The 21,446-nt window shown below is 33.6% G+C and carries 17 protein-coding genes; 16 read left to right on the top strand and 1 reads right to left on the bottom strand.

Annotated elements, in window-relative coordinates:
* Positions 1-127: 127 nt before the first annotated feature.
* Together recA and rny are read left to right on the top strand one after the other, a co-directional pair.
* The gene (recA, locus tag ISP02_RS07305; RefSeq protein ID WP_195720924.1) at positions 128-1,180 is read left to right on the top strand and encodes a recombinase RecA; all 1,053 of its coding nucleotides are present in this window, start codon (positions 128-130) and stop codon (positions 1,178-1,180) included.
* Positions 1,181-1,623: 443 nt separating this feature from the next.
* Positions 1,624-3,183, top strand: coding sequence for a ribonuclease Y (rny, locus tag ISP02_RS07300; protein ID WP_195720923.1), 1,560 nt, complete (start codon positions 1,624-1,626; stop codon positions 3,181-3,183).
* A 66-nt stretch (positions 3,184-3,249) separates the two neighbouring features.
* Here rny and ISP02_RS07295 read toward each other — a convergent pair whose 3' ends face one another.
* Positions 3,250-3,465 (bottom strand): hypothetical protein, encoded by a 216-nt coding sequence (locus ISP02_RS07295; protein ID WP_195720922.1) that lies wholly within the window; start codon positions 3,463-3,465, stop codon positions 3,250-3,252.
* 159 nt (positions 3,466-3,624) lie between these two features.
* Here ISP02_RS07295 and ISP02_RS07290 point away from each other — a divergent pair, with 159 nt between their 5' ends.
* From ISP02_RS07290 to ISP02_RS07225, 14 genes are all read left to right on the top strand, one after another.
* Entirely contained in the window at positions 3,625-4,416 is a 792-nt protein-coding gene (locus tag ISP02_RS07290) for a TIGR00282 family metallophosphoesterase (RefSeq protein WP_195720921.1), read from the top strand.
* Between the two features lie 111 nt (positions 4,417-4,527).
* Positions 4,528-6,288, top strand: a complete 1,761-nt coding sequence (locus ISP02_RS07285) for a 2-oxoacid:acceptor oxidoreductase subunit alpha (protein WP_195720920.1) — start codon at positions 4,528-4,530, stop codon at positions 6,286-6,288.
* A complete protein-coding gene (locus tag ISP02_RS07280; protein WP_195720919.1) occupies positions 6,289-7,155 on the top strand; it encodes a 2-oxoacid:ferredoxin oxidoreductase subunit beta in 867 nt (288 codons plus the stop codon).
* Positions 7,156-7,244: 89 nt separating this feature from the next.
* Complete coding sequence (locus ISP02_RS07275) at positions 7,245-7,871, top strand: poly-gamma-glutamate hydrolase family protein (RefSeq protein WP_195720918.1); 627 nt, start codon at positions 7,245-7,247, stop codon at positions 7,869-7,871.
* A 120-nt stretch (positions 7,872-7,991) separates the two neighbouring features.
* Entirely contained in the window at positions 7,992-8,288 is a 297-nt protein-coding gene (locus tag ISP02_RS07270) for a thiamine-binding protein (RefSeq protein WP_195720917.1), read from the top strand.
* Positions 8,289-8,531: 243 nt separating this feature from the next.
* Positions 8,532-10,088, top strand: coding sequence for a tRNA (N6-isopentenyl adenosine(37)-C2)-methylthiotransferase MiaB (miaB, locus tag ISP02_RS07265; RefSeq protein ID WP_195720916.1), 1,557 nt, complete (start codon positions 8,532-8,534; stop codon positions 10,086-10,088).
* Positions 10,088-10,450 carry a RicAFT regulatory complex protein RicA family protein gene (locus ISP02_RS07260; protein ID WP_195720915.1) on the top strand — a complete coding sequence of 121 codons (363 nt, stop codon included), beginning with the start codon at positions 10,088-10,090 and terminating at the stop codon, positions 10,448-10,450. Before miaB ends, ISP02_RS07260 begins: the two co-directional genes overlap by 1 nt.
* Before the next feature lie 38 nt (positions 10,451-10,488).
* A complete protein-coding gene (gene thiW, locus ISP02_RS07255; RefSeq protein ID WP_195720914.1) occupies positions 10,489-10,980 on the top strand; it encodes an energy coupling factor transporter S component ThiW in 492 nt (163 codons plus the stop codon).
* Positions 10,981-11,239: 259 nt separating this feature from the next.
* Complete coding sequence (gene mutS, locus ISP02_RS07250) at positions 11,240-13,837, top strand: DNA mismatch repair protein MutS (protein ID WP_195720913.1); 2,598 nt, start codon at positions 11,240-11,242, stop codon at positions 13,835-13,837.
* 12 nt (positions 13,838-13,849) lie between these two features.
* The gene (gene mutL, locus ISP02_RS07245; protein WP_195720912.1) at positions 13,850-15,760 is read left to right on the top strand and encodes a DNA mismatch repair endonuclease MutL; all 1,911 of its coding nucleotides are present in this window, start codon (positions 13,850-13,852) and stop codon (positions 15,758-15,760) included.
* A gap of 12 nt (positions 15,761-15,772) precedes the next feature.
* Positions 15,773-16,306 (top strand): glycerol-3-phosphate responsive antiterminator, encoded by a 534-nt coding sequence (locus tag ISP02_RS07240; protein WP_195720911.1) that lies wholly within the window; start codon positions 15,773-15,775, stop codon positions 16,304-16,306.
* 580 nt (positions 16,307-16,886) lie between these two features.
* Positions 16,887-17,705, top strand: coding sequence for an MIP/aquaporin family protein (locus tag ISP02_RS07235; RefSeq protein ID WP_195720910.1), 819 nt, complete (start codon positions 16,887-16,889; stop codon positions 17,703-17,705).
* Between the two features lie 150 nt (positions 17,706-17,855).
* Positions 17,856-19,358, top strand: coding sequence for a glycerol kinase GlpK (gene glpK, locus ISP02_RS07230; RefSeq protein WP_195720909.1), 1,503 nt, complete (start codon positions 17,856-17,858; stop codon positions 19,356-19,358).
* 142 nt (positions 19,359-19,500) lie between these two features.
* The gene (locus ISP02_RS07225; protein WP_195720908.1) at positions 19,501-21,174 is read left to right on the top strand and encodes a glycerol-3-phosphate dehydrogenase/oxidase; all 1,674 of its coding nucleotides are present in this window, start codon (positions 19,501-19,503) and stop codon (positions 21,172-21,174) included.
* Positions 21,175-21,446: the final 272 nt, after the last annotated feature.

Here is a 21,446-nt window from a genome sequence, read left to right as displayed (position 1 = left end):
TTATATGCAATTTAAACTATTTTAATAGCGAACAAATATTCGCAAAATGCTTGATAAATTTTATTAATCCATGTATGATGTGGTTAAGATAATAAATAGAGATTAAACTAATTTAGGAGGTTCATCATTGGATAATGATCGTCAAAAAGCTTTAGATACAGTAATAAAAAATATGGAAAAATCATTCGGTAAAGGTTCAGTCATGAAACTGGGCGATAATAAAGGACGCAGAGTTTCAAGTGTTTCAAGTGGCTCTGTTACACTAGATAATGCATTAGGTGTAGGTGGCTATCCAAAAGGAAGAATAGTTGAAATTTATGGGCCAGAAAGTTCTGGTAAAACTACTGTGGCATTACATGCCATTGCTGAAGTGCAAAGACAAGGTGGCATTGCAGCATTCATTGATGCTGAACATGCACTTGATCCAGAATATGCAGAAGCTTTAGGCGTAGATATCGATAATTTATATTTATCTCAACCGGACCATGGTGAACAAGGTCTTGAAATTGCAGAAGCTTTCGTTAGAAGTGGGGCAGTAGATATCGTTGTTATCGACTCAGTTGCAGCCTTAACACCAAAAGCTGAAATTGAAGGTGAAATGGGAGATACTCACGTAGGTTTACAAGCTCGTTTAATGTCTCAAGCGTTACGTAAATTATCAGGCGCTATCTCTAAATCAAATACGACAGCTGTATTTATTAACCAAATTAGAGAAAAAGTCGGCGTTATGTTCGGAAATCCAGAAACAACTCCGGGTGGACGTGCACTTAAATTCTATAGCTCAGTGAGATTAGAAGTACGTCGTGCAGAACAATTAAAACAAGGTCAAGATATTGTTGGTAATAGAACAAAAATTAAAGTAGTTAAAAACAAAGTCGCACCTCCATTCAGAGTTGCTGAAGTAGATGTCATGTATGGTAAAGGTATATCTAAAGAGGGCGAATTAATCGATTTGGGTGTCGAACATGAAATTGTAGACAAATCAGGTGCTTGGTATTCCTATAATGGAGAACGTATGGGTCAAGGTAAGGAAAATGTTAAGATGTTCCTGAAAGAAAATCCGGAAATCCAAAAGGATATTAATCATAAATTACGTGAAAAATTAGGCATATTTGATGGTGACGTTGAAGAATCAGAGAATGACGACAATGATCCAAAAACACTATTTGAAGAAGAATAAATAAAATATGGCTTATTAATGTAAGGAGAAGTTTTATCGTTTAGCGATAAAACTTCTCTTTTTTTAGTTATTTATATCCATCATATATCATCATACGTTGAAAGTATTTTTAGAGTTATTTACAATATTTTTTGCCGAATTGTTAAAAGCCTTAATAACATTTAAACAAAGTTATAGACTGTTATGAAAGTCATTTTAGCCTAATAAAGACAATAATTAGCACCTTAAATGATTCATTTATTAGTTATAATAAAAAGTAAATTAGATATTTTTAATTACTATTAAAACACTATTTAAAATGAAATTATATAATTATAGGTTGATACCTTGACACTTCTTAGTTTTTAAACGTACAATTACATTGTATGATTATTATATAGTTCAATAAAATCATATTTATTTTTATATAAAGCGCAAATCCTAGAAAAAAGGGGGGTGTTTATGTGAATTTATTAGGCCTCCTACTCATTTTGCTAGGAATTATTCTGGGCGTTGTTGTAGGGTATTTTATTGCCCGTAATTTGTTGCAACAAAAACAAATCCAAGCAAGACAAACTGCTGAAGATATCATCGATCAGGCGAATAAAGAAGCAGATAATGTAAAAAAAGAAAAGCTACTTGAAGCGAAAGAAGAAAACCAAATCTTAAAAGAGCAAGTTGAAAATGAACTTCGTGAGAGACGAGGAGAACTTCAAAGGCAAGAATCTCGCCTACTTCAAAAAGAAGAAAATTTGGAACGTAAATCTGATTTGCTTGATAAAAAAGATGAAATTTTAGAGCAAAAAGAATCTAAACTTGAAGAAAGACAACAACAAGTAGATGCAAAAGAGAGTAGTGTTCAATCATTAATAAATAAACATGAACAAGAATTAGAACGCATCTCTGGTCTCAGTCAAGAAGAAGCAGCTAATGAGCAACTTCAAAGAGTTGAGGAAGAACTGTCACAAGATATTGCAATACTTGTTAAGGAAAAAGAGAAAGAAGCAAAAGAAAAAGTCGATAAAAATGCAAAAGAGTTATTAGCAACGACTGTACAAAGATTGGCAGCTGAACATACGTCAGAGTCAACAGTATCAGTTGTTAATTTACCTAACGATGAAATGAAGGGTCGTATTATTGGTAGAGAGGGTAGAAATATTAGAACCCTCGAAACGCTTACTGGTATCGACTTAATTATAGACGATACGCCTGAAGCGGTTATTCTATCAGGATTTGACCCAATCAGACGTGAAATTGCTAGAACAGCATTAGTCAATCTTGTTTCTGATGGTAGAATACATCCAGGACGAATTGAAGACATGGTAGATAAAGCTCGAAAAGAAGTAGACGATATTATAAGAGATGCAGGGGAACAAGCAACATTTGAAATTAATGTGCACAATATGCATCCTGATTTAGTAAAAATATTAGGTCGTTTACAATATCGTACAAGCTACGGCCAAAATGTGCTAAAACACTCAATTGAAGTAGCATATTTAAGTGGCATGCTTGCTGCTGAATTAGGAGAAGATGTTTCATTAGCTAAACGTGCTGGACTACTTCACGATGTTGGTAAAGCAATTGACCATGAAGTTGAAGGTAGCCATGTTGAAATCGGTGTAGAATTAGCGAAAAAATATAATGAAAACGACACAGTTATAAACGCGATTCATTCACACCACGGTGATGTAGAACCTACATCTATTATATCTATTTTAGTAGCAGCTGCAGATGCATTATCCGCTGCACGACCTGGCGCTCGTAAAGAAACGTTAGAGAATTATATTAGAAGATTAGAGCGCTTAGAAACTTTATCAGAAAGTTACGAAGGTGTAGATAAAGCATTTGCAATACAAGCTGGTAGAGAAATTCGAGTAATCGTATCACCAGATGCTATAGACGACTTAAAATCACATCGCTTAGCAAGAGACATAAAAAGTCAAATTGAAGATGAACTTCAATACCCTGGCCATATCAAAGTGACCGTTGTCCGTGAGACTAGGGCAGTTGAATATGCAAAATAAAAAGGTTGCCATTAAGGCAACCTTTTTTATATCTTATTTAAGTAAATGCTTAATATTAAATCAAGATTAAGTGAGTTCTAAATCAGTATTCTTTACTTCTTTAATAATTTCGGCAGTATCATAACAGCTTGTAGAAATGTTAGAGTAACGTTCCGCTAAACGATAAGCATTGATATAAAGTTCTAAACTGTCTTTAGCTACTTCTTCAGCATCTTTGCTTTTTGACGGATTAGCTGAAACTACTAAATTCGCAAAATTTTCGGGATCAATATTAATTGACATGAATTATTTACATCTCCTAATTAATTATTTTAACCTTACGTTATTTCAATTACCACGTGAACATAAGTTAAAACAATATTAAAGACACAAATTTTTATATTAATACTTTCCATAATTACTAATATGGATTAAACTAGCACTGAGAAAGGATGACTCGCAGTGAGAATATTATTTATAGGTGACTTGGTTGGCAAGATAGGTAGAGATGCTATAAGTACTTATATAACTAAGTTAAAACAACATTACCGTCCAACTGTCACAATTGTTAACGCCGAAAACGCCGCTCACGGTAAAGGCTTAACTGAAAAAATTTATAAACAATTATTAAGAGAAGGCGTCGATTTTATGACTATGGGGAATCATACTTATGGTCAACGCCAAATATACGATTTTATAGACGATGCTAAAAGGATGGTACGACCTGCTAATTTTCCAGATGAAGCGCCTGGTATAGGCATGCGCTTTATACGAATTAATGACATAAAATTAGCAGTGATTAACTTGCAAGGACGTGCTTTTATGCAAGATATCGACGATCCATTTAAAAAAGCTGATGCTTTAATTGAAGAAGCAAGAAAAGAGACTGATTACATTTTTGTAGACTTTCATGCCGAAACGACGTCAGAAAAAAATGCAATGGGGTGGTATTTAGATGGCCGCGTGAGTGCTATGGTAGGGACACATACGCATATTCAAACTGCGGATGAAAGAATATTACCTCAAGGGACAGGATACATTACAGACGTAGGTATGACCGGTTATTATGATGGCATATTAGGCATCAACAGAGACGAAGTTATTAATAGGTTTATTACGAGTCTACCGCAAAGACATGTATTACCGGAAGAAGGTAGAAGTGTATTGTCTGGTGTCATAATTGATTTAGATAAAAATGGACAGACAAAACATATTGAACGTGTGTTAATTAATGACGATCATCCGTTTAATTAGTATCGTCCATTAGTATGAAAATAAATTTTAACCACGCTATACATAGTAATAGGGTGGTTTTATTTGGTATTATTAAAGGTGAACTATTTTACCACTAGGAGGCAAGTTGATATGAAATCACAAGTATCATGGAAAGTGGGCGGCCAACAAGGTGAAGGCATTGAGTCAACGGGAGAGATCTTTGCTACGGCGATGAACCGAAAAGGCTATTATTTATATGGATATAGACATTTTTCTAGTCGTATTAAAGGTGGCCATACAAATAATAAAATTAGAGTATCAACAAAGCCAGTCCATGCGATTAGCGATGATTTAGATATATTGGTAGCTTTTGACCAAGAAACGATTGAAGTTAATCATCATGAAATGAGAGAAGATAGTGTTATTCTTGCAGATAGTAAAGCTAAACCTGAAAAACCTGAAAATTGTAAAGCTCAATTAGTTGACTTACCTTTTACTGCTACTGCAAAAGAGTTAGGCACTGCTTTAATGAAAAATATGGTGGCAGTTGGCGCCACATGTTCACTTATGAATTTAGATACTGCAACTTTTGAAACACTAATTGTCAACATGTTTCAAAAGAAAGGCGAGAAAGTTGTAGAAATGAATATACAAGCATTAAATGAGGGATATCGTTTAATGCAAGAACAATTACAAACAGTAAGTGCCGACTTTGAATTAGAAAATACTCACGAAAAGCCTCATCTGTATATGATTGGAAACGACGCTATTGGTTTAGGTGCTCTATCAGCAGGTTCAAGATTTATGGCAGCGTATCCTATTACGCCAGCGTCAGAGATTATGGAATATATGATAGAAAACTTGCCTAAAGTTGGTGGCACGGTCGTACAAACTGAAGACGAAATTGCAGCAGCAAACATGTCCATTGGCTCTAATTATGCAGGCGTGCGTTCTTTTACAGCTAGTGCTGGGCCAGGCCTTTCATTAATGATGGAGGCCATAGGCTTATCTGGTATGACTGAAACGCCATTTGTAGTTATTAACACACAACGTGGTGGGCCTTCTACAGGATTACCGACGAAACAAGAGCAATCGGATTTAATGCAAATGATTTATGGCACACATGGTGATATTCCTAAAATTGTAGTAGCACCTACAGATGCTGAAGACGCATTTTACCTAACGATGGAAGCATTTAACTTAGCCGAAGAATATCAATGTCCTGTAATTGTGCTTAGTGATTTACAACTTTCACTAGGCAAACAAACAGTTGAACAATTAGATTACAATAAAATCGAAATTAATCGTGGAGCATTACTACAAAGTGATATTGAACGTGACGAAGATGATAAAGCGTACTTTAAACGTTATGCCTTAACTGAAAGTGGCGTATCTCCTAGACCTATTCCAGGACTAAAAGGCGGTATTCATCACGTTACAGGAGTTGAACATAACGAAGAAGGTAAAACGAGTGAAGCTGCTGACAATCGCCAACAGCAAATGGAAAAACGTATGCGTAAAACACAGCATTTATTAATTAACAAACCTGTTGAGTTGGATGAACAACATACGGAAGCAGACATTTTATATATTGGTTTTATTTCTACTAAAGGTGCGATACAAGAGGGAAAATTACGGTTAGAAGATAAAGGTATTACGGTTAATCATTTACAAATTAGACAACTACATCCCTTCCCAAACAAAATCGTTCAAGAGGCAGTTGATAAAGCTTCAAGAGTAGTAATCGTAGAACATAATTATCAAGGTCAACTTGCCAATATTATAAAAATGAACGTTAATTTAGGAGATAAATTAGTTAATCAAACTAAATATGATGGTACACCTTTCTTGCCATATGAGATAGAAGAAAAAGGAATTGAAATTGCTAAAGAAATTAAGGAGCTGGTATAAGTGGCAACGTTCAAAGATTTTAGAAATAATGTGAAGCCCAACTGGTGTCCAGGTTGTGGTGACTTTTCAGTACAAGCCGCAATCCAAAAAGCTGCAGCCAATGTAGGACTGGAACCAGAAGAAGTTGCGATAATAACAGGTATTGGTTGTTCTGGCCGTTTGTCAGGTTATATTAACGCATATGGCGTGCACGGTATTCACGGTCGTTCATTACCTTTAGCACAAGGCGTGAAGATGGCTAACAAAGATTTGACTGTTATTGCTTCTGGTGGTGACGGTGATGGTTATGCTATAGGTATGGGACATACGATTCATGCGCTTCGTAGAAATATGAATATGACTTACATCGTTATGGATAATCAAATATATGGTTTAACAAAAGGTCAAACATCGCCTTCATCTGCGCCAGGCTTCATTACAAAGTCAACGCCAAAAGGTAATATCGAACAAAATGTTGCCCCATTAGAGATAGCGATATCTTCCGGCGCAACTTTTGTAGCCCAAGGCTTTTCTAGTGATATAAAAGGATTAACAAAAATGATTGAAGACGCGATTAATCATGATGGGTTCTCCTTCGTTAATGTATTTTCACCATGCGTTACTTATAATAAAGTTAACACTTATGACTGGTTCAAAGAGAACTTAACAAGCATTGATGACATTGAAAATTATGATGCTACTGATAAACAAAAAGCAATGCAAAACGTATTAGAATATGAGTCCTTATTAAAAGGTATTGTTTATCAAGATACCAAAACACCTTCATATGAGTCTCAAATTGCAGAATTAGATAACACGCCTTTAGCTAAAAAAGACATCAAAATTAATGAAAACCAATTTAATGAATTAATTGGTCAATTTGTATAAATTAGGTAAGCTAGTAAGCCTAGAACAAGTTTGTTACTAAAACGGTTCTAGGTTTTACTATGTGGAATAAAATATAAGGATGATTAGTTATGGTAGATAAGTATAATTCGATGACCGAACTTCTTCGTCATAATAAAGAAAATGAAGAATGGGATATAGAAATAAACGATAATGCAAGTCCAATTGTCATTACGGCTATACACGGTGGAGCTATAGAACGAGGTACTTCTGAATTAGCCCAACTTACGTCACGTAAAGGCAATTTTTCATTTTATACTTTTAAGGGTATCAAAAAAAATAACAATAATGAATTACATGTAACGTCTAGGAATTTCGATGAACCGCAGTTGCAACAATTAGTAGCACGAAAAAAAAGAGTGTTATCAATTCACGGTTGTAATGGAACTAGAGAAATTATTTATATTGGTGGACGTGATAATGATACCAAAGCTAGATTGGCACAAGCATTTAATAATATAGGTATTGATACAGCACCAGCACCTAGCTATATGTCAGGTATACATAAAGATAATTTTGTTAATCAAGGTACAACATTACAGGGCGTCCAATTAGAAATAACAATCGCATTGCGTAAAAAATTATTTATCAATCATAAATTCAACTTATATGATAGAGAAAATGAAGATAATTGGTCTACACGCATGCATGAAATTGCACAGGCATGTGTAGAAGTGCTTGACCAAGAGGAAAGATAAGCGATACTTTAAAGGTAAGAATTACGCAATGTTTAATTTAAATTAATAATGCATGATTATAACTATCTCTAAAGCGCTTTATTTGTTAAACTTAAATTAAAAGTCGAGGAGGCGAACTTCATGGATGATACTTTAATGAGCGTACAAATTATTCCTAAAACGCCTAATAACGAGGATGTAATACCATACGTGGATGAAGCAATAAAAATTATAGATGATTCGGGTTTGCAGTATAGAGTGGGGCCATTAGAAACCACTGTCCAAGGGGATATGAATGAGTGCTTGATTTTAATTCAAAAACTTAATGATCGTATGGCTGAATTAGAAGTACCGAGTACGATTAGTCAAATAAAATTTTACCATGTGCCAGAAGGCATTACGATCGAGACACTAACTAGTAAATATGACGAAATATAATTTAATTGCATTATCTCGCAACTTAAATTTTTAAATATAAGGTCATTTAATAGATGCTTCCACTTTAACATTTTGATTATAACTACACTTCAATTTATATTCATTTTGCACTTTGATACCAAATTTAATATAATATAATAATGATTTACGGCATATAACTAGCACAATTATACTAGGATTTCATATAGCTATTGCTATGATTGAAATTGTGTATGTGCTTTGACATAGAAAGGGTTTTGTAAAGTGAATGAAGAGCAAAGAAAGCATACTTCAATTAACATATTAGATGAACGTGACAAAAAAGCTGCTAAGAAAGAAACCAAGGATTACAGTAAATATTTTGAACACGTTTATCAACCACCAAGTTTAAAAGAAGCAAAAAAACGTGGCAAAGAAACGATTAAATATAATGATGACTTCCAAATAGACGAAAAATATAGAAGTATGGGAAAAGGCAAAACTTTTCTTATAAAAACATATGGTTGTCAAATGAACGCTCACGATACAGAAGTAATGGGTGGCATATTATCTGCATTAGGTTTTGAAGCTACAGATGATATTAACACGGCCGACGTTATATTGATAAATACTTGCGCAATCAGAGAAAATGCTGAAAATAAAGTGTTCAGTGAAATAGGTAATTTAAAACACCTTAAGAAAGAACGTCCCGAAACTTTAATTGGTGTTTGTGGCTGTATGTCACAAGAAGAGTCTGTCGTTAATAAAATTTTAAAATCATATCAAAATGTCGATATGATTTTTGGTACACATAACATTCATCGTTTGCCTCAAATTTTAGAAGAAGCCTATTTAGCTAAAGCAATGGTTGTCGAAGTGTGGTCTAAAGAGGGTGACGTCATTGAAAACTTACCTAAAGTTAGAGCTGGCAATATTAAAGCGTGGGTAAACATTATGTATGGCTGTGACAAATTTTGTACGTATTGTATCGTGCCATTTACAAGAGGTAAAGAACGAAGTAGACGACCGGAAGATATTATTGATGAAGTGAGAGATTTAGCTCGTCAAGGGTATCAAGAAATTACGCTACTTGGTCAAAACGTAAATTCATATGGGAAAGATATAGATGGTCTTGAGTATGGTTTAGGTGATTTACTAGAAGATATTTCAAAAATCGATATCCCTCGTGTAAGGTTTACAACGAGTCATCCATGGGACTTCACAGATAGAATGATAGAAGTGATTGCCAATGGAGGTAATATAGTTCCGCATATTCATTTACCAGTACAATCTGGTAATAATCAGGTGCTTAAAATTATGGGACGTAAATATACGAGAGAAAGTTATTTAGAGTTGGTTAATAGTATAAAAGAAGCTATTCCAAACGTCGCTTTAACGACTGACATTATTGTTGGTTATCCTAATGAAACAGCAGAACAATTTGAAGAAACGCTAACGTTATACGATGAAGTCGAATTTGAACATGCTTATACTTATATTTATTCACAGCGTGACGGTACCCCAGCTGCTAAAATGAAAGATAATGTGCCTCAAGATGTGAAGAAAGCGCGTTTACAAACTTTAAACCAAAAAGTTGGCTATTACTCTGAAAAAGCAATGAGCCAATATGAAGGTGTTACAGTTAACGTATTATGTGAGGGTACAAGTAAAAAAGACGAAACAGTATTATCTGGATATACAGAGAAAAATAAACTTGTAAACTTTAGAGCTCCTAAATCTATGATTGGTAAAATTGTAAAAGTGAAAATAGATGAAGCGAAACAATATTCATTAAATGGTACTTTTATTGAAGAAACTAATAAAGCTGTGGTGACCCATTAATGTATAGTAAAGAAGATATTTTGGCTGAAGCCGACGAAATTGTCTCTAAAATTCAATCGCTAGATACTGTTCGTGATTATCATGATGTTGAACAACAAATTCATAACAATGTCAGTATCGAAGCACGAATGAAAGAGTTAAAACAAAACCAAAAGCAATCTGTCAATTTGCAAAATTATGGTAAAACAGAAGCATTAAAGCAATCTGAAGGTAAAATAAGTGGCATTGAGCAAGACATTAATGCTGTTCCTATCGTTGAAGAATTCAGAACTTTACAATATGAAGCAAATGATTTATTACAAATGATGATTAGTACGATGGCTAATCAATTGAATCGATTACATGATAATGAAAAAAACTAATTAGTTGCTAAAGACATTAAGGAAGGGTGAAGCTTAAGTTGAACACAAAAAAATTAACGTTAACCGCTATGTTTATAGCCATAAACGTTGTGTTAAGTAGTATTGTAGTTATTCCGTTAGGACCAATTAAAGCTGCTCCAGTTCAGCATTTAATCAATGTATTATGTGCCGTTTTTGTTGGGCCTTGGTTCGGACTGGCACAAGCTGTTATATCATCAGTGTTACGATTAATTTTTGGTACGGGTAGTGCTTTTGCCTTTCCTGGAAGTGTAATCGGTGTATTACTTGCTAGTGGCTTTTATTATTACCGTAAACACGTCTTTATGGCTGCGGTAGGTGAAGTTATTGGTACTGGTATTATTGGCAGTTTAATGTGTATACCTGTAGCTTGGATAATTGGTTTAGATAATTTTGTAGTTAAGCCATTAATGCTAGCATTCATCGTTTCTAGTGTTATCGGTTCCGTAATAAGTTATATCATTTTAATGATTTTAAAACGTAAAGGATTATTAACAAAATTCTTATCATAAATTAAACAAGACACGAGATTTTATCATTTAATTATGAGGTTCCTAGTATTGTAAAGGTTAACCCATAAGTTAATTTAAAGTCTCGTGTTTTATACGTATAAAATGATGCGTATTAAATTAACATAAATAGGTTTCAAGAAATATATATGTTAAAATTTAAGAGTTAAATATATAGAGAATAATTAAAATTGTCGTGTATACATAACTGTATCAATATTATTCTATTACATATAGAAAAAAAGGATTGTGAACTATAAAGATGGCTAATGAAACTCCTATGATGCAACAATATTTAAAAATCAAAGCTCAATATCAAGACTGCCTATTATTTTTTAGACTAGGTGACTTTTATGAAATGTTTTTTGAAGATGCTCAAGAAGCTTCTAGAGTGTTAGAAATTACTTTAACCAAAAGAGATGCCAAAAAAGAAAATCCAATACCTATGTGTGGTGTACCGTATCATTCAGCAGATAGCTATATTGAAACGCTGATTAATAATGGATATAAAGTTGCTATATGTGAACAAATGGAAGACGCCAAACTGACAAAGAGTATGGTTAAAAGAGAAGTAGTGAGAGTTGTAACTCCGGGAACTGTAATGGAACACGGTGGAGTAGAAGATACTCAAAACAATTATATTTTAAGTTTTATTAATCATGGTAACCAATATGCTTTAAGCTACTGTGATGTGTCAACTGGAGAACTAAAAGTTACACATTTTGATGACCAGGCCACTTTAATTAATGAAATTACAACAATCAATCCCAATGAAATAGTTGTCCATGAGCCGGTAGAAGCACAATTACAAAGACAAATCAGTTTGACGACTGAAACAATTACTGTTTCTGAAACAATTTCGGATATGAAATATGGTGTTAATAATTTAGAAGATCAAGCAATGTACACAGCTACCCAATTGTTGTTAGATTATATCCATCATACACAAAAAAGAGACTTATCACATATTGAAGCCGTAGTTACTTATGAAGCGGTAGACTTTATGAAGATGGATTTTTACGCTAAGCGCAATTTAGAGCTAACAGAAAGTATAAGGTTAAAATCTAAAAAAGGCACTCTATTGTGGTTAATGGATGAAACAAAAACGCCTATGGGTGCTAGAAGATTAAAACAATGGATAGATCGCCCATTAATTCATCGACAACAAATAGAAGCGCGTTTGGATACTGTAGAACAATTTATTACGCATTTTATTGAACGAGATACGTTACGTAGTTATTTAAACCAAGTATATGATATTGAACGTTTAGTAGGTCGAGTTAGCTATGGAAACGTTAATGCACGTGATTTAATTCAGTTAAAATACTCCATAATGGAAATTCCAAATATTAAAGCATTACTAAATGATTTTAATGAAAAGATGCCTGCACATTTTGAAGCTTTAGAACCATTAGATGATTTATTAGCAGTGCTTGAGAATAGTATAGTTGAAGAGCCACCAATTTCTGTTAAAGACGGAGGTTTATTCAAAAAAGGATTTAACAAACAACTCGATGAATATTTAGAAGCTTCTCAAAATGGAAAGTCTTGGCTTGCTGAACTCCAAAGTAAGGAGCGTAAGCGTACAGGAATAAAATCATTAAAAATTAGTTTTAACAAAGTGTTTGGTTATTTTATTGAAATTACGAGAGCTAATTTGCAAGGATTTGACCCCAACGCTTTTGGTTATAGTCGCAAACAAACTTTATCTAATGCCGAAAGATTTATAACCGATGAACTGAAAGAAAAAGAAGATATTATTTTAGGTGCTGAAGATAAAGCAATCGAACTAGAATATCAATTATTTAGTGAGTTGCGTGAACATATTAAAACTTATACAGAGAGGCTACAGCAACAAGCTAAAATTATTTCGGAACTAGATTGTTTACAAAGTTTTGCTGAAATTGCTCAAAAGTATAATTATGTACGACCATCATTTAGTAATGATAAGACATTACAATTAGAAGATTCGCGACATCCAGTCGTAGAACGTGTGATGGACCATAATGATTATGTTCCAAATAGCTGTAAGTTAGATCAAGAAACTTTTATTTATCTTATCACTGGTCCTAATATGTCTGGTAAATCAACTTATATGCGTCAAGTGGCGATCATAAGTATAATGGCTCAAATGGGCGCTTATGTTCCTTGTAGTTCGGCCATTGTTCCGTTATTTGACCAAATTTTCACGCGTATCGGAGCAGCCGATGATTTAGTATCAGGCAAAAGTACGTTTATGGTGGAAATGCTGGAAGCGCAAAAAGCTTTAGCTAATGCTACAGAAAATAGTTTAATTATTTTTGATGAAATCGGGCGAGGGACTTCTACTTATGATGGTTTAGCATTAGCGCAGTCCATGATTGAGTATGTAGCAAATACATCAAACGCCAAAACGCTGTTCTCTACGCATTATCATGAATTAACTACGTTAGATCAATCCTTACCTAGTTTGAAAAATGTCCATGTAGCAGCTAATGAATATAATGGAGAACTTATATTTTTACACAAGGTAAAAGACGGTGCTGTAGATGATAGCTATGGTATTCAAGTCGCGAAATTAGCACATTTACCTGAAGCAGTAATCGACCGAGCGCAAATTATTTTAGAGCAATTTGAGCAATATAATACTTATCAATTAGCGAACAAGCAATCCCTGCATAACGACACTGTAGAACAATATAATGTCGAAAATGAAGTGGCAAATAATAGCAAACAGTATGAGCAAACATCATTTGACTTGTTTGCACAACAGCCAGCAGAGAGCGAAATAGAATTAGCTATAAAAAGTATGAATTTATCGAATATGACACCTATTGAAGCATTGGTTAAATTAAATGAACTACAAAATCAATTGAAATAGAGGTGAGCTTTATTGGGCAAAATTAAAGAATTACAAACTTCGCTGGCTAACAAAATCGCAGCGGGTGAAGTTGTAGAAAGACCCGGATCAGTAGTGAAAGAATTGTTAGAGAATGCTATAGATGCTAAAGCAACCGAAATTAATATAGAAGTTGAAGAATCAGGCGTATCATCTATTAGAGTAGTAGATAATGGTACAGGCATAAGCGAAGATGATTTAGATTTAGTTTTTCATCGTCATGCAACGAGTAAATTAGACAATGATGATGATTTATTTCATATAAGAACATTAGGGTTTCGTGGGGAAGCTTTAGCAAGTATTTCTTCAGTTGCTAAGGTCACGTTAAAAACTTGCACCGATAATGCTGAAGGTCATGAAATTTATGCTGAGAATGGTGCTATTATAAATAAAAAACCAGCAAAAGCTAAAAGAGGCACAGACATCAGAGTTGAATCATTATTTTATAATACGCCAGCAAGACTAAAATATATTAAAAGTTTATATACCGAATTAGGTAAAATTAGCGATATTATAAATCGTATGGCAATGAGCCATCCTGATATACGTATTTCATTAGTGGCTGATGGAAAGACGATTATTCATACTAATGGTTCGGGCAAAACAAATGAAGTAATGGCAGAAATATACGGTATGAAGGTTGCTAAAGACTTAGTGCATATCTCCGGAGATACAAGTGATTATCACTTAGAAGGATTTGTCGCTAAACCAGAACATTCACGTAGTAATAAGCATTATATGTCGATTTTTATTAACGGCCGTTATATTAAAAACTTTGTGTTGAATAAGGCTATTTTGGAAGGATACCATACATTATTAACGATAGGACGTTACCCTATTTGCTATATAAATATTACGATGGATCCTATTTTAGTAGATGTGAATGTACACCCAACTAAGTTAGAAGTACGTTTATCTAAAGAAGAACAACTGTATAAACTAATTGTTGAAAAAATCCAAGATGCATTTAAAGATAAAATTTTGATACCGCATAATGATATTGATAAAATCAATAAAAAGAATAAGGTTCTAGAACAATTTGAACAACAAAAAATTCAATTTGATCAAAGAGCGAAAGATAGACTTCAGAAAGAACAAGAACGACAAGAAGAACAACAGAATGAAGCTATAGAAGATACTTCAATACAGCAGGAAGATTATACAGAAAAGAGTCAATCGCAAGACTATATTAAAGAAGATAATGATAGTTATCAGGCACAACAAAGACAAGCTTTAACAGAGCTTGAATCTAGTGAAGAATTAGATTTAAAGGTTGACTACAATGATGTCGTTAAGGACAAAGTTTCTAATAACCCATCAAGACGAGTACCTTATATGGAAGTGGTTGGCCAAGTACATGGTACTTATATTATAGCTCAAAATGAAAATGGTATGTTTATGATAGACCAACATGCTGCCCAAGAACGTATTAAATACGAACACTTTAGAGATAAGATAGGCGAAGTATCTAATGAGGTACAAAACTTATTAATTCCACTTACATTTCATTTTTCTAAAGATGAATTAATAATAATAGAACAATATAAAGATGAATTGGCCAAAGTAGGCGTTAAATTAGAACCATTTGGCGGCCATGATTATATTGTAGATAGTTATCCTGTCTGGTTTCCGAAGGCAGAAGCGGAAGAAATCATAAAAGATATGATTGAATATGTGTTAGAACATAAAAAAGTTAATATTAGCAAGATTCGTGAAGAAGCCGCTATTATGATGAGTTGCAAAAAATCAATTAAGGCTAATCATTATTTAAAAAATAATGAAATGGCTGATTTAGTAAATCAATTAAGAGAAACTGAAGATCCCTTCACTTGTCCTCATGGCAGACCAATTATTATTAACTTTAGTAATTATGAATTAGAGCGACTTTTTAAACGAATAATGTAGGGGGCAAAATTTATGCAACAACATATTTTACCTGCAATTAGAACAATGAAGGATTTAGAAAAATTAATAAACACTGACTATAAAGAATGTGTTTTATTAGATACACATATTGGTCATCTGAAAAGTATAATGGAATTATTAGAAAAACATAATTTGGAAACTTATATCCATATTGATTTAATTAAAGGCATGAGTCACGATGAATTTGCATGCGAATATATTATTCAAAATTATAAGCCTAAAGGTATCGTATCAACAAAAACTAAAGTAATAAAAAAAGCTAAAGTACTAAACACAACATCAATTTTAAGAGTGTTCGTCATAGATAGTCATGCACTAACACGTAGTATTGAACTTATTAATCGTATTGAGCCTGACTTTGTTGAAGTGCTTCCCGGTATTGCAAGTAAAGCAATTAAAGTTATTGGCGAAGAAACGAATGCCAAAGTAATTGCAGGTGGGTTAATTAAAGAGCAGGAAGAAGTAGACCAAGCGATTAAATGCGGGGCAAAATATATAACTTCAAGCGATCGAAGTTTATGGTAATAATTATTATGATTAGAATATAAATATCTCTGACTAAAGTAAAAACGTCAATTGCTATCAAAATAATATAGCAATTGACGTTTTTCTATTTTTTATGTTTGATGTGATTTAGACAAATCCAAGTTCACACTTAACTATATTTATTTCTTTCTTGAATAGATATTTGATTTAAACCTAAAATAGTCATGGTATATTGCTTAAGAAAAAGAGCTATAAAATGCGAAATATTTACATACAAGTAGCCCCTAAGTAATTTTAAATTAGAAATTGTTTAAGGGCTATTAATATGAGATTTAAGCGGTTTTTAGTAGGCTAACTTCGAATTGAATACGATGTATAAACTTAATATTTAGTAAACTAATGTAGAAGTTGAAAAATAATAATATTAAAAATTTCTTTTTTTAAATATTAAATGTGACAAAAATTTTACGAAAATGTTGACAACGCTTACAATTTAAGTGTAAGATTAAATCAAGTTAATATTAGAACAGAGAAGAGAGATTTCTACAAGTGAGAAAACCGGTGGTTCAACTGGCTTTAATTTGTAGAAGTCTCTTTATCTTTATTAGGAGGAATCTCTATGAGTGTATACTTTGCTGAATTTTTGGGAACAGCAATATTAGTATTATTTGGTGGGGGCGTTTGTGCAAATGTCAATTTGAAAAGGACTGGAGGTTTTGGGGCTGACTGGATAGTTATTGCTGCTGGTTGGGGTCTTGCGGTATCGATGGGCGCATATGCAGTTGGTGATATTTCAGGAGCACACATGAATCCAGCAGTTACGTTAGCGATGGCAATGGATGGTCAACTAGCTTGGGGTATGGTGCCAGGTTACATAATTTGCCAAATTTTAGGTGGTATTTTAGGCGGTATGTTTGTATGGTTAATGTATTTACCACATTGGAAGGCAACAGAAGATCAAGATGCGAAGTTAGGTGTATTCTCAACTGCACCAGCAATTAAAAATTACTTTGCAAACTTCATCAGTGAAATTATTGGTACTATGATTCTTACATTAGGTTTATTATATATCGGGACTAACAAAATAGCAGACGGTTTAAACCCACTTATTGTCGGTGGTTTAATCGTAGCAATTGGTTTAAGTCTAGGTGGTCCAACAGGTTATGCAATTAACCCTGCTCGTGACTTAGGACCACGTATTGCACATGCTATTTTCCCAATCGCTGGTAAAGGGAAATCAAATTGGGGATATGCAATTGTTCCAGTTTTAGGACCTATTGCAGGTGGTATGCTTGGTGCTGTATTTTATAGATTATTCTACAAAGGTAATTTCGATGTTGCATCAGTAATAGGGCTTATCGTAGTCATTTTGACATTAATACTGGGCCTTGTATTGAACAAAAGCAAAAAAAATAAAGATATTGAAACGATTTACTAATTTATAAATAAATATGTTACTACAAATGAAAAACACTTAAATTTAATTGTAAAAAAAGAATTTATAGCAAAAATCTTTAATATTGATTTATTTAACATTAAAATGGTTATTGAAACTATAAGAGAAGATAATGAGAGAGGGAGTTAATTTATGGAAAAATATATTCTGTCTATAGACCAAGGAACTACAAGTTCTAGAGCAATTTTATTCAATCAGGACGGTACTATTAAAGGAGTGGCACAACGAGAGTTTAAACAATTCTTCCCTAAATCAGGGTGGGTTGAGCATGATGCGAATGAAATTTGGACTTCAGTACTAGCTGTTATCGCCGAAGTATTTAATGAAAATGATATTAGTCCTGAACAAATCGCCGGTATTGGTATTACAAACCAACGTGAAACTACTGTAGTATGGGATAAGAAAACAAACAGACCCATTTATCATGCAATTGTATGGCAATCTCGTCAAACACAAGGTATTTGTCAAGAGCTTAAAGATAAAGGCTTAGAAGACAAATTCCGTGAAAAAACTGGTTTATTATTAGATCCTTACTTTGCAGGTACAAAAGTAAAATGGATTCTAGATAATGTGGATGGCGCTAGAGAAAAAGCAGAAAATGGAGATTTATTATTTGGTACGATTGATTCATGGTTAGTATGGAAATTATCTGGTGGACAAGCGCATATTACCGATTATACAAATGCGAGTCGTACATTAGTTTATAATATCCACGATTTAGAATGGGATAAAGAATTGCTAGATATTTTAGAGATTCCAGAAAATATGTTGCCAGAAGTTAAAGAATCAAGTGAAGTTTATGCAAATACAATTGATTATCATTTCTTTGGACATGAAGTACCAATTGCTGGTATCGCCGGTGACCAACAAGCAGCATTGTTTGGCCAAGCTTGTTTCGACCGCGGCGATGTTAAAAACACATACGGTACAGGTGGCTTCATGTTAATGAATACTGGTGAAGAAGCGGTAGCTTCTAAAAATGGTTTATTAACTACGATTGCTTATGGTTTAGATGGCAAGGTGAATTATGCTTTAGAAGGTTCTATCTTCGTTTCTGGATCTGCAATCCAATGGTTAAGAGACGGGCTACGCATGATTAACTCTGCACCACAAACTGAAAATTATGCTGAACGCGTTGAATCTTCTGAAGGTGTATATGTAGTACCAGCATTTGTTGGTCTAGGTACGCCATATTGGGATGCAGAGGCTCGTGGGGCTATTTTCGGCTTAACACGTGGTACAGAAAAAGAACACTTTATTAGAGCAACATTAGAATCATTATGTTACCAAACTCGCGATGTGCTAGAAGCAATGAATAGTGACTCTTCAATTGAAGTGAATAATTTACGCGTTGATGGTGGTGCAGTTAAAAATAATTTTATTATGCAATTCCAAGCTGACTTATTAAACGTTGGCGTTGAAAGACCAGAAATTAATGAAACAACAGCTTTAGGTGCTGCATACCTAGCTGGATTAGCTGTTGGTTTCTGGAGTAGTAAAGACGAAATTGCAGATCGTTGGAAACTTGAAGAAAAATTCGAACCAAAAATGGAAGAAAAACAACGTGAGAAATTATATAAAGGCTGGCAAAAAGCAGTAGAAGCAACACAAGTTTTTAAATTAGACGAAGAATAATTTTAATTAGACTTTTAATAATTAACTATGCTACAATATGGGTAAGTTAATAAAACACATGAGAAGTAGAGACTCTGTTCGTACAAAAATATATGTATAGGATGGGTCTCTGCTTTTTTAATTTATAGGAGGCGCTCAGTTTATGAGTTTATCTACACTAAAAAGAGAACAGATTAAGAAAGGTTTAAAAGAAGATAGTTACGATGTTGTAATTATCGGTGGTGGTATCACAGGTGCTGGTATTGCTTTAGATGCTAGTAACCGTGGCATGAAAGTAGCATTAGTAGAAATGCAAGACTTTGCCCAAGGCACAAGTTCACGTTCTACTAAATTAGTTCACGGTGGATTACGTTACCTTAAACAACTACAAGTTGGTGTCGTAGCAGAAACTGGTCGTGAACGTGCAATCGTTTATGAAAATGGTCCACACGTAACAACACCTGAACGCATGTTGTTACCAATGCATAAAGGTGGTAGTATGGGTAAATTTACTACTGCTATAGGTTTAACAATGTATGACCGTTTAGCTGGTGTAAAAAAAGCAGAACGTAAAACGATGTTAAACAAAAAGCAAACTTTAGAAAAAGAACCATTAGTTAAAAAAGAGGGCTTAAAAGGTGGCGGATCTTATGTTGAATACCGTACTGATGACGCTCGTCTAACAATTGAAGTTATGAAACGTGCTGAAGAAAAAGGTGCAACTATTATTAACCATACTAAGTCAGTGCATTTCACATATGATAACAATGAAAAAGTTAACGGTATTCATGTTGAAGATCAACTTGATGGTGAAACTTATCCAATTAAAGCAAAAAAAGTCATTAACGCTAGTGGTCCATGGGTAGATGAAGTACGTAGTGGAGACTATGCGCGTAATAATAAAAAATTACGTTTAACTAAAGGTATCCATGTAGTAATTGATCAATCTAAATTCCCATTAGGACAAGCTGTATACTTTGACACTGAAAAAGACGGTCGTATGATCTTTGCCATTCCTCGTGAAGGTAAGGCTTATGTTGGTACTACAGATACATTTTATGACAACGATAAAACTTCACCTTTAGCAACACAAGAAGATAGAGATTATTTAATCAACGCAATAAACTATATGTTCCCAGATGTAAATGTATCAGATAGTGATATTGAATCATCATGGGCAGGTGTTAGACCACTTATTTTAGAAGAAGGTAAAGATCCTTCTGAAATTTCACGTAAAGACGAAGTTTGGGAAGGTAAATCAGGCTTATTAACTATCGCAGGTGGTAAGCTTACTGGTTACCGTCACATGGCGTTAGAAATTGTAGACCTTTTAGCTAAACGCTTAAAAGAAGAATACAAACTTAAATTCAAACCATGTGCTACTAAAGAATTGAAAATCTCTGGTGGTGACGTAGGTGGTAGTGCTAACTTTGAAAACTTTATCGAACAAAAAGTAGAAGATGCTAAAGCTTACCAAATCGATGCGACTAATGCTCGTCACTTTGCATCTAAATATGGTTCAAACGCTGAAGACTTATTTAAAATTGCGCAAACAGCACAAAACCAAGACACTGGCTTACCGCTTGATATTTATACAGAACTTATTTACTCAATTCAAAATGAAATGGTATTTAAACCAACAGACTTCTTAATCCGTCGTACTGGTAAACTATATTTCAACATCAAAGACGTATTAAACTACAAAGAAAAAGTTATCGACGTAATGGCTGAACTATTAGGCTACAATGAAGTACAAAAAGACCTATATACTAAAGAACTTGAAAAATCGATTGACGAAGCACAAACTGGTAACAATCAACCAGCGGTTAAAGAATAAATTTAATATTTTAGATTTATTTCAAAATGAAAATTAATTTGCATAAGTTACTCTAGATGGAATGAATGCTATCTAGAGTAACTTTTTTATTACATAGTGAATGTGATTCTTAGGTATTTAGTTGTTGTATGAATGTTACAAATTTTATAAAATATATCATTATAAACACATGGTTACAAAATAGTGCTGTTCTAAAATTATGTTATAGTGACTACAATATTATAATTTGTGGTAAATACATTGTGTATAGAATAATGATTAGTATAAGAAGT

Origin of the sequence: Staphylococcus durrellii (assembly GCF_015594545.1) — a bacterium.
GTDB classification, from domain to species: domain Bacteria; phylum Bacillota; class Bacilli; order Staphylococcales; family Staphylococcaceae; genus Staphylococcus; species Staphylococcus durrellii.
This window is presented reverse-complemented; position numbering and strand designations above follow the sequence as displayed.

Excerpts from the sequence above, each read along its gene's own strand:
- mutS (WP_195720913.1), top strand. The coding sequence starts at position 11,240 with ATGGCTAATGAAACTCCTATGATGCAACAATATTTAAAAATCAAAGCT.
- ISP02_RS07275 (WP_195720918.1), top strand. The coding sequence starts at position 7,245 with ATGGTAGATAAGTATAATTCGATGACCGAACTTCTTCGTCATAATAAA.
- ISP02_RS07270 (WP_195720917.1), top strand. The coding sequence starts at position 7,992 with ATGGATGATACTTTAATGAGCGTACAAATTATTCCTAAAACGCCTAAT.
- glpK (WP_195720909.1), top strand. The coding sequence starts at position 17,856 with ATGGAAAAATATATTCTGTCTATAGACCAAGGAACTACAAGTTCTAGA.
- ISP02_RS07225 (WP_195720908.1), top strand. The coding sequence starts at position 19,501 with ATGAGTTTATCTACACTAAAAAGAGAACAGATTAAGAAAGGTTTAAAA.
- ISP02_RS07240 (WP_195720911.1), top strand. The coding sequence starts at position 15,773 with ATGCAACAACATATTTTACCTGCAATTAGAACAATGAAGGATTTAGAA.
- ISP02_RS07235 (WP_195720910.1), top strand. The coding sequence starts at position 16,887 with ATGAGTGTATACTTTGCTGAATTTTTGGGAACAGCAATATTAGTATTA.
- ISP02_RS07260 (WP_195720915.1), top strand. The coding sequence starts at position 10,088 with ATGTATAGTAAAGAAGATATTTTGGCTGAAGCCGACGAAATTGTCTCT.
- ISP02_RS07295 (WP_195720922.1), bottom strand. The coding sequence starts at position 3,465 with ATGTCAATTAATATTGATCCCGAAAATTTTGCGAATTTAGTAGTTTCA.
- ISP02_RS07285 (WP_195720920.1), top strand. The coding sequence starts at position 4,528 with ATGAAATCACAAGTATCATGGAAAGTGGGCGGCCAACAAGGTGAAGGC.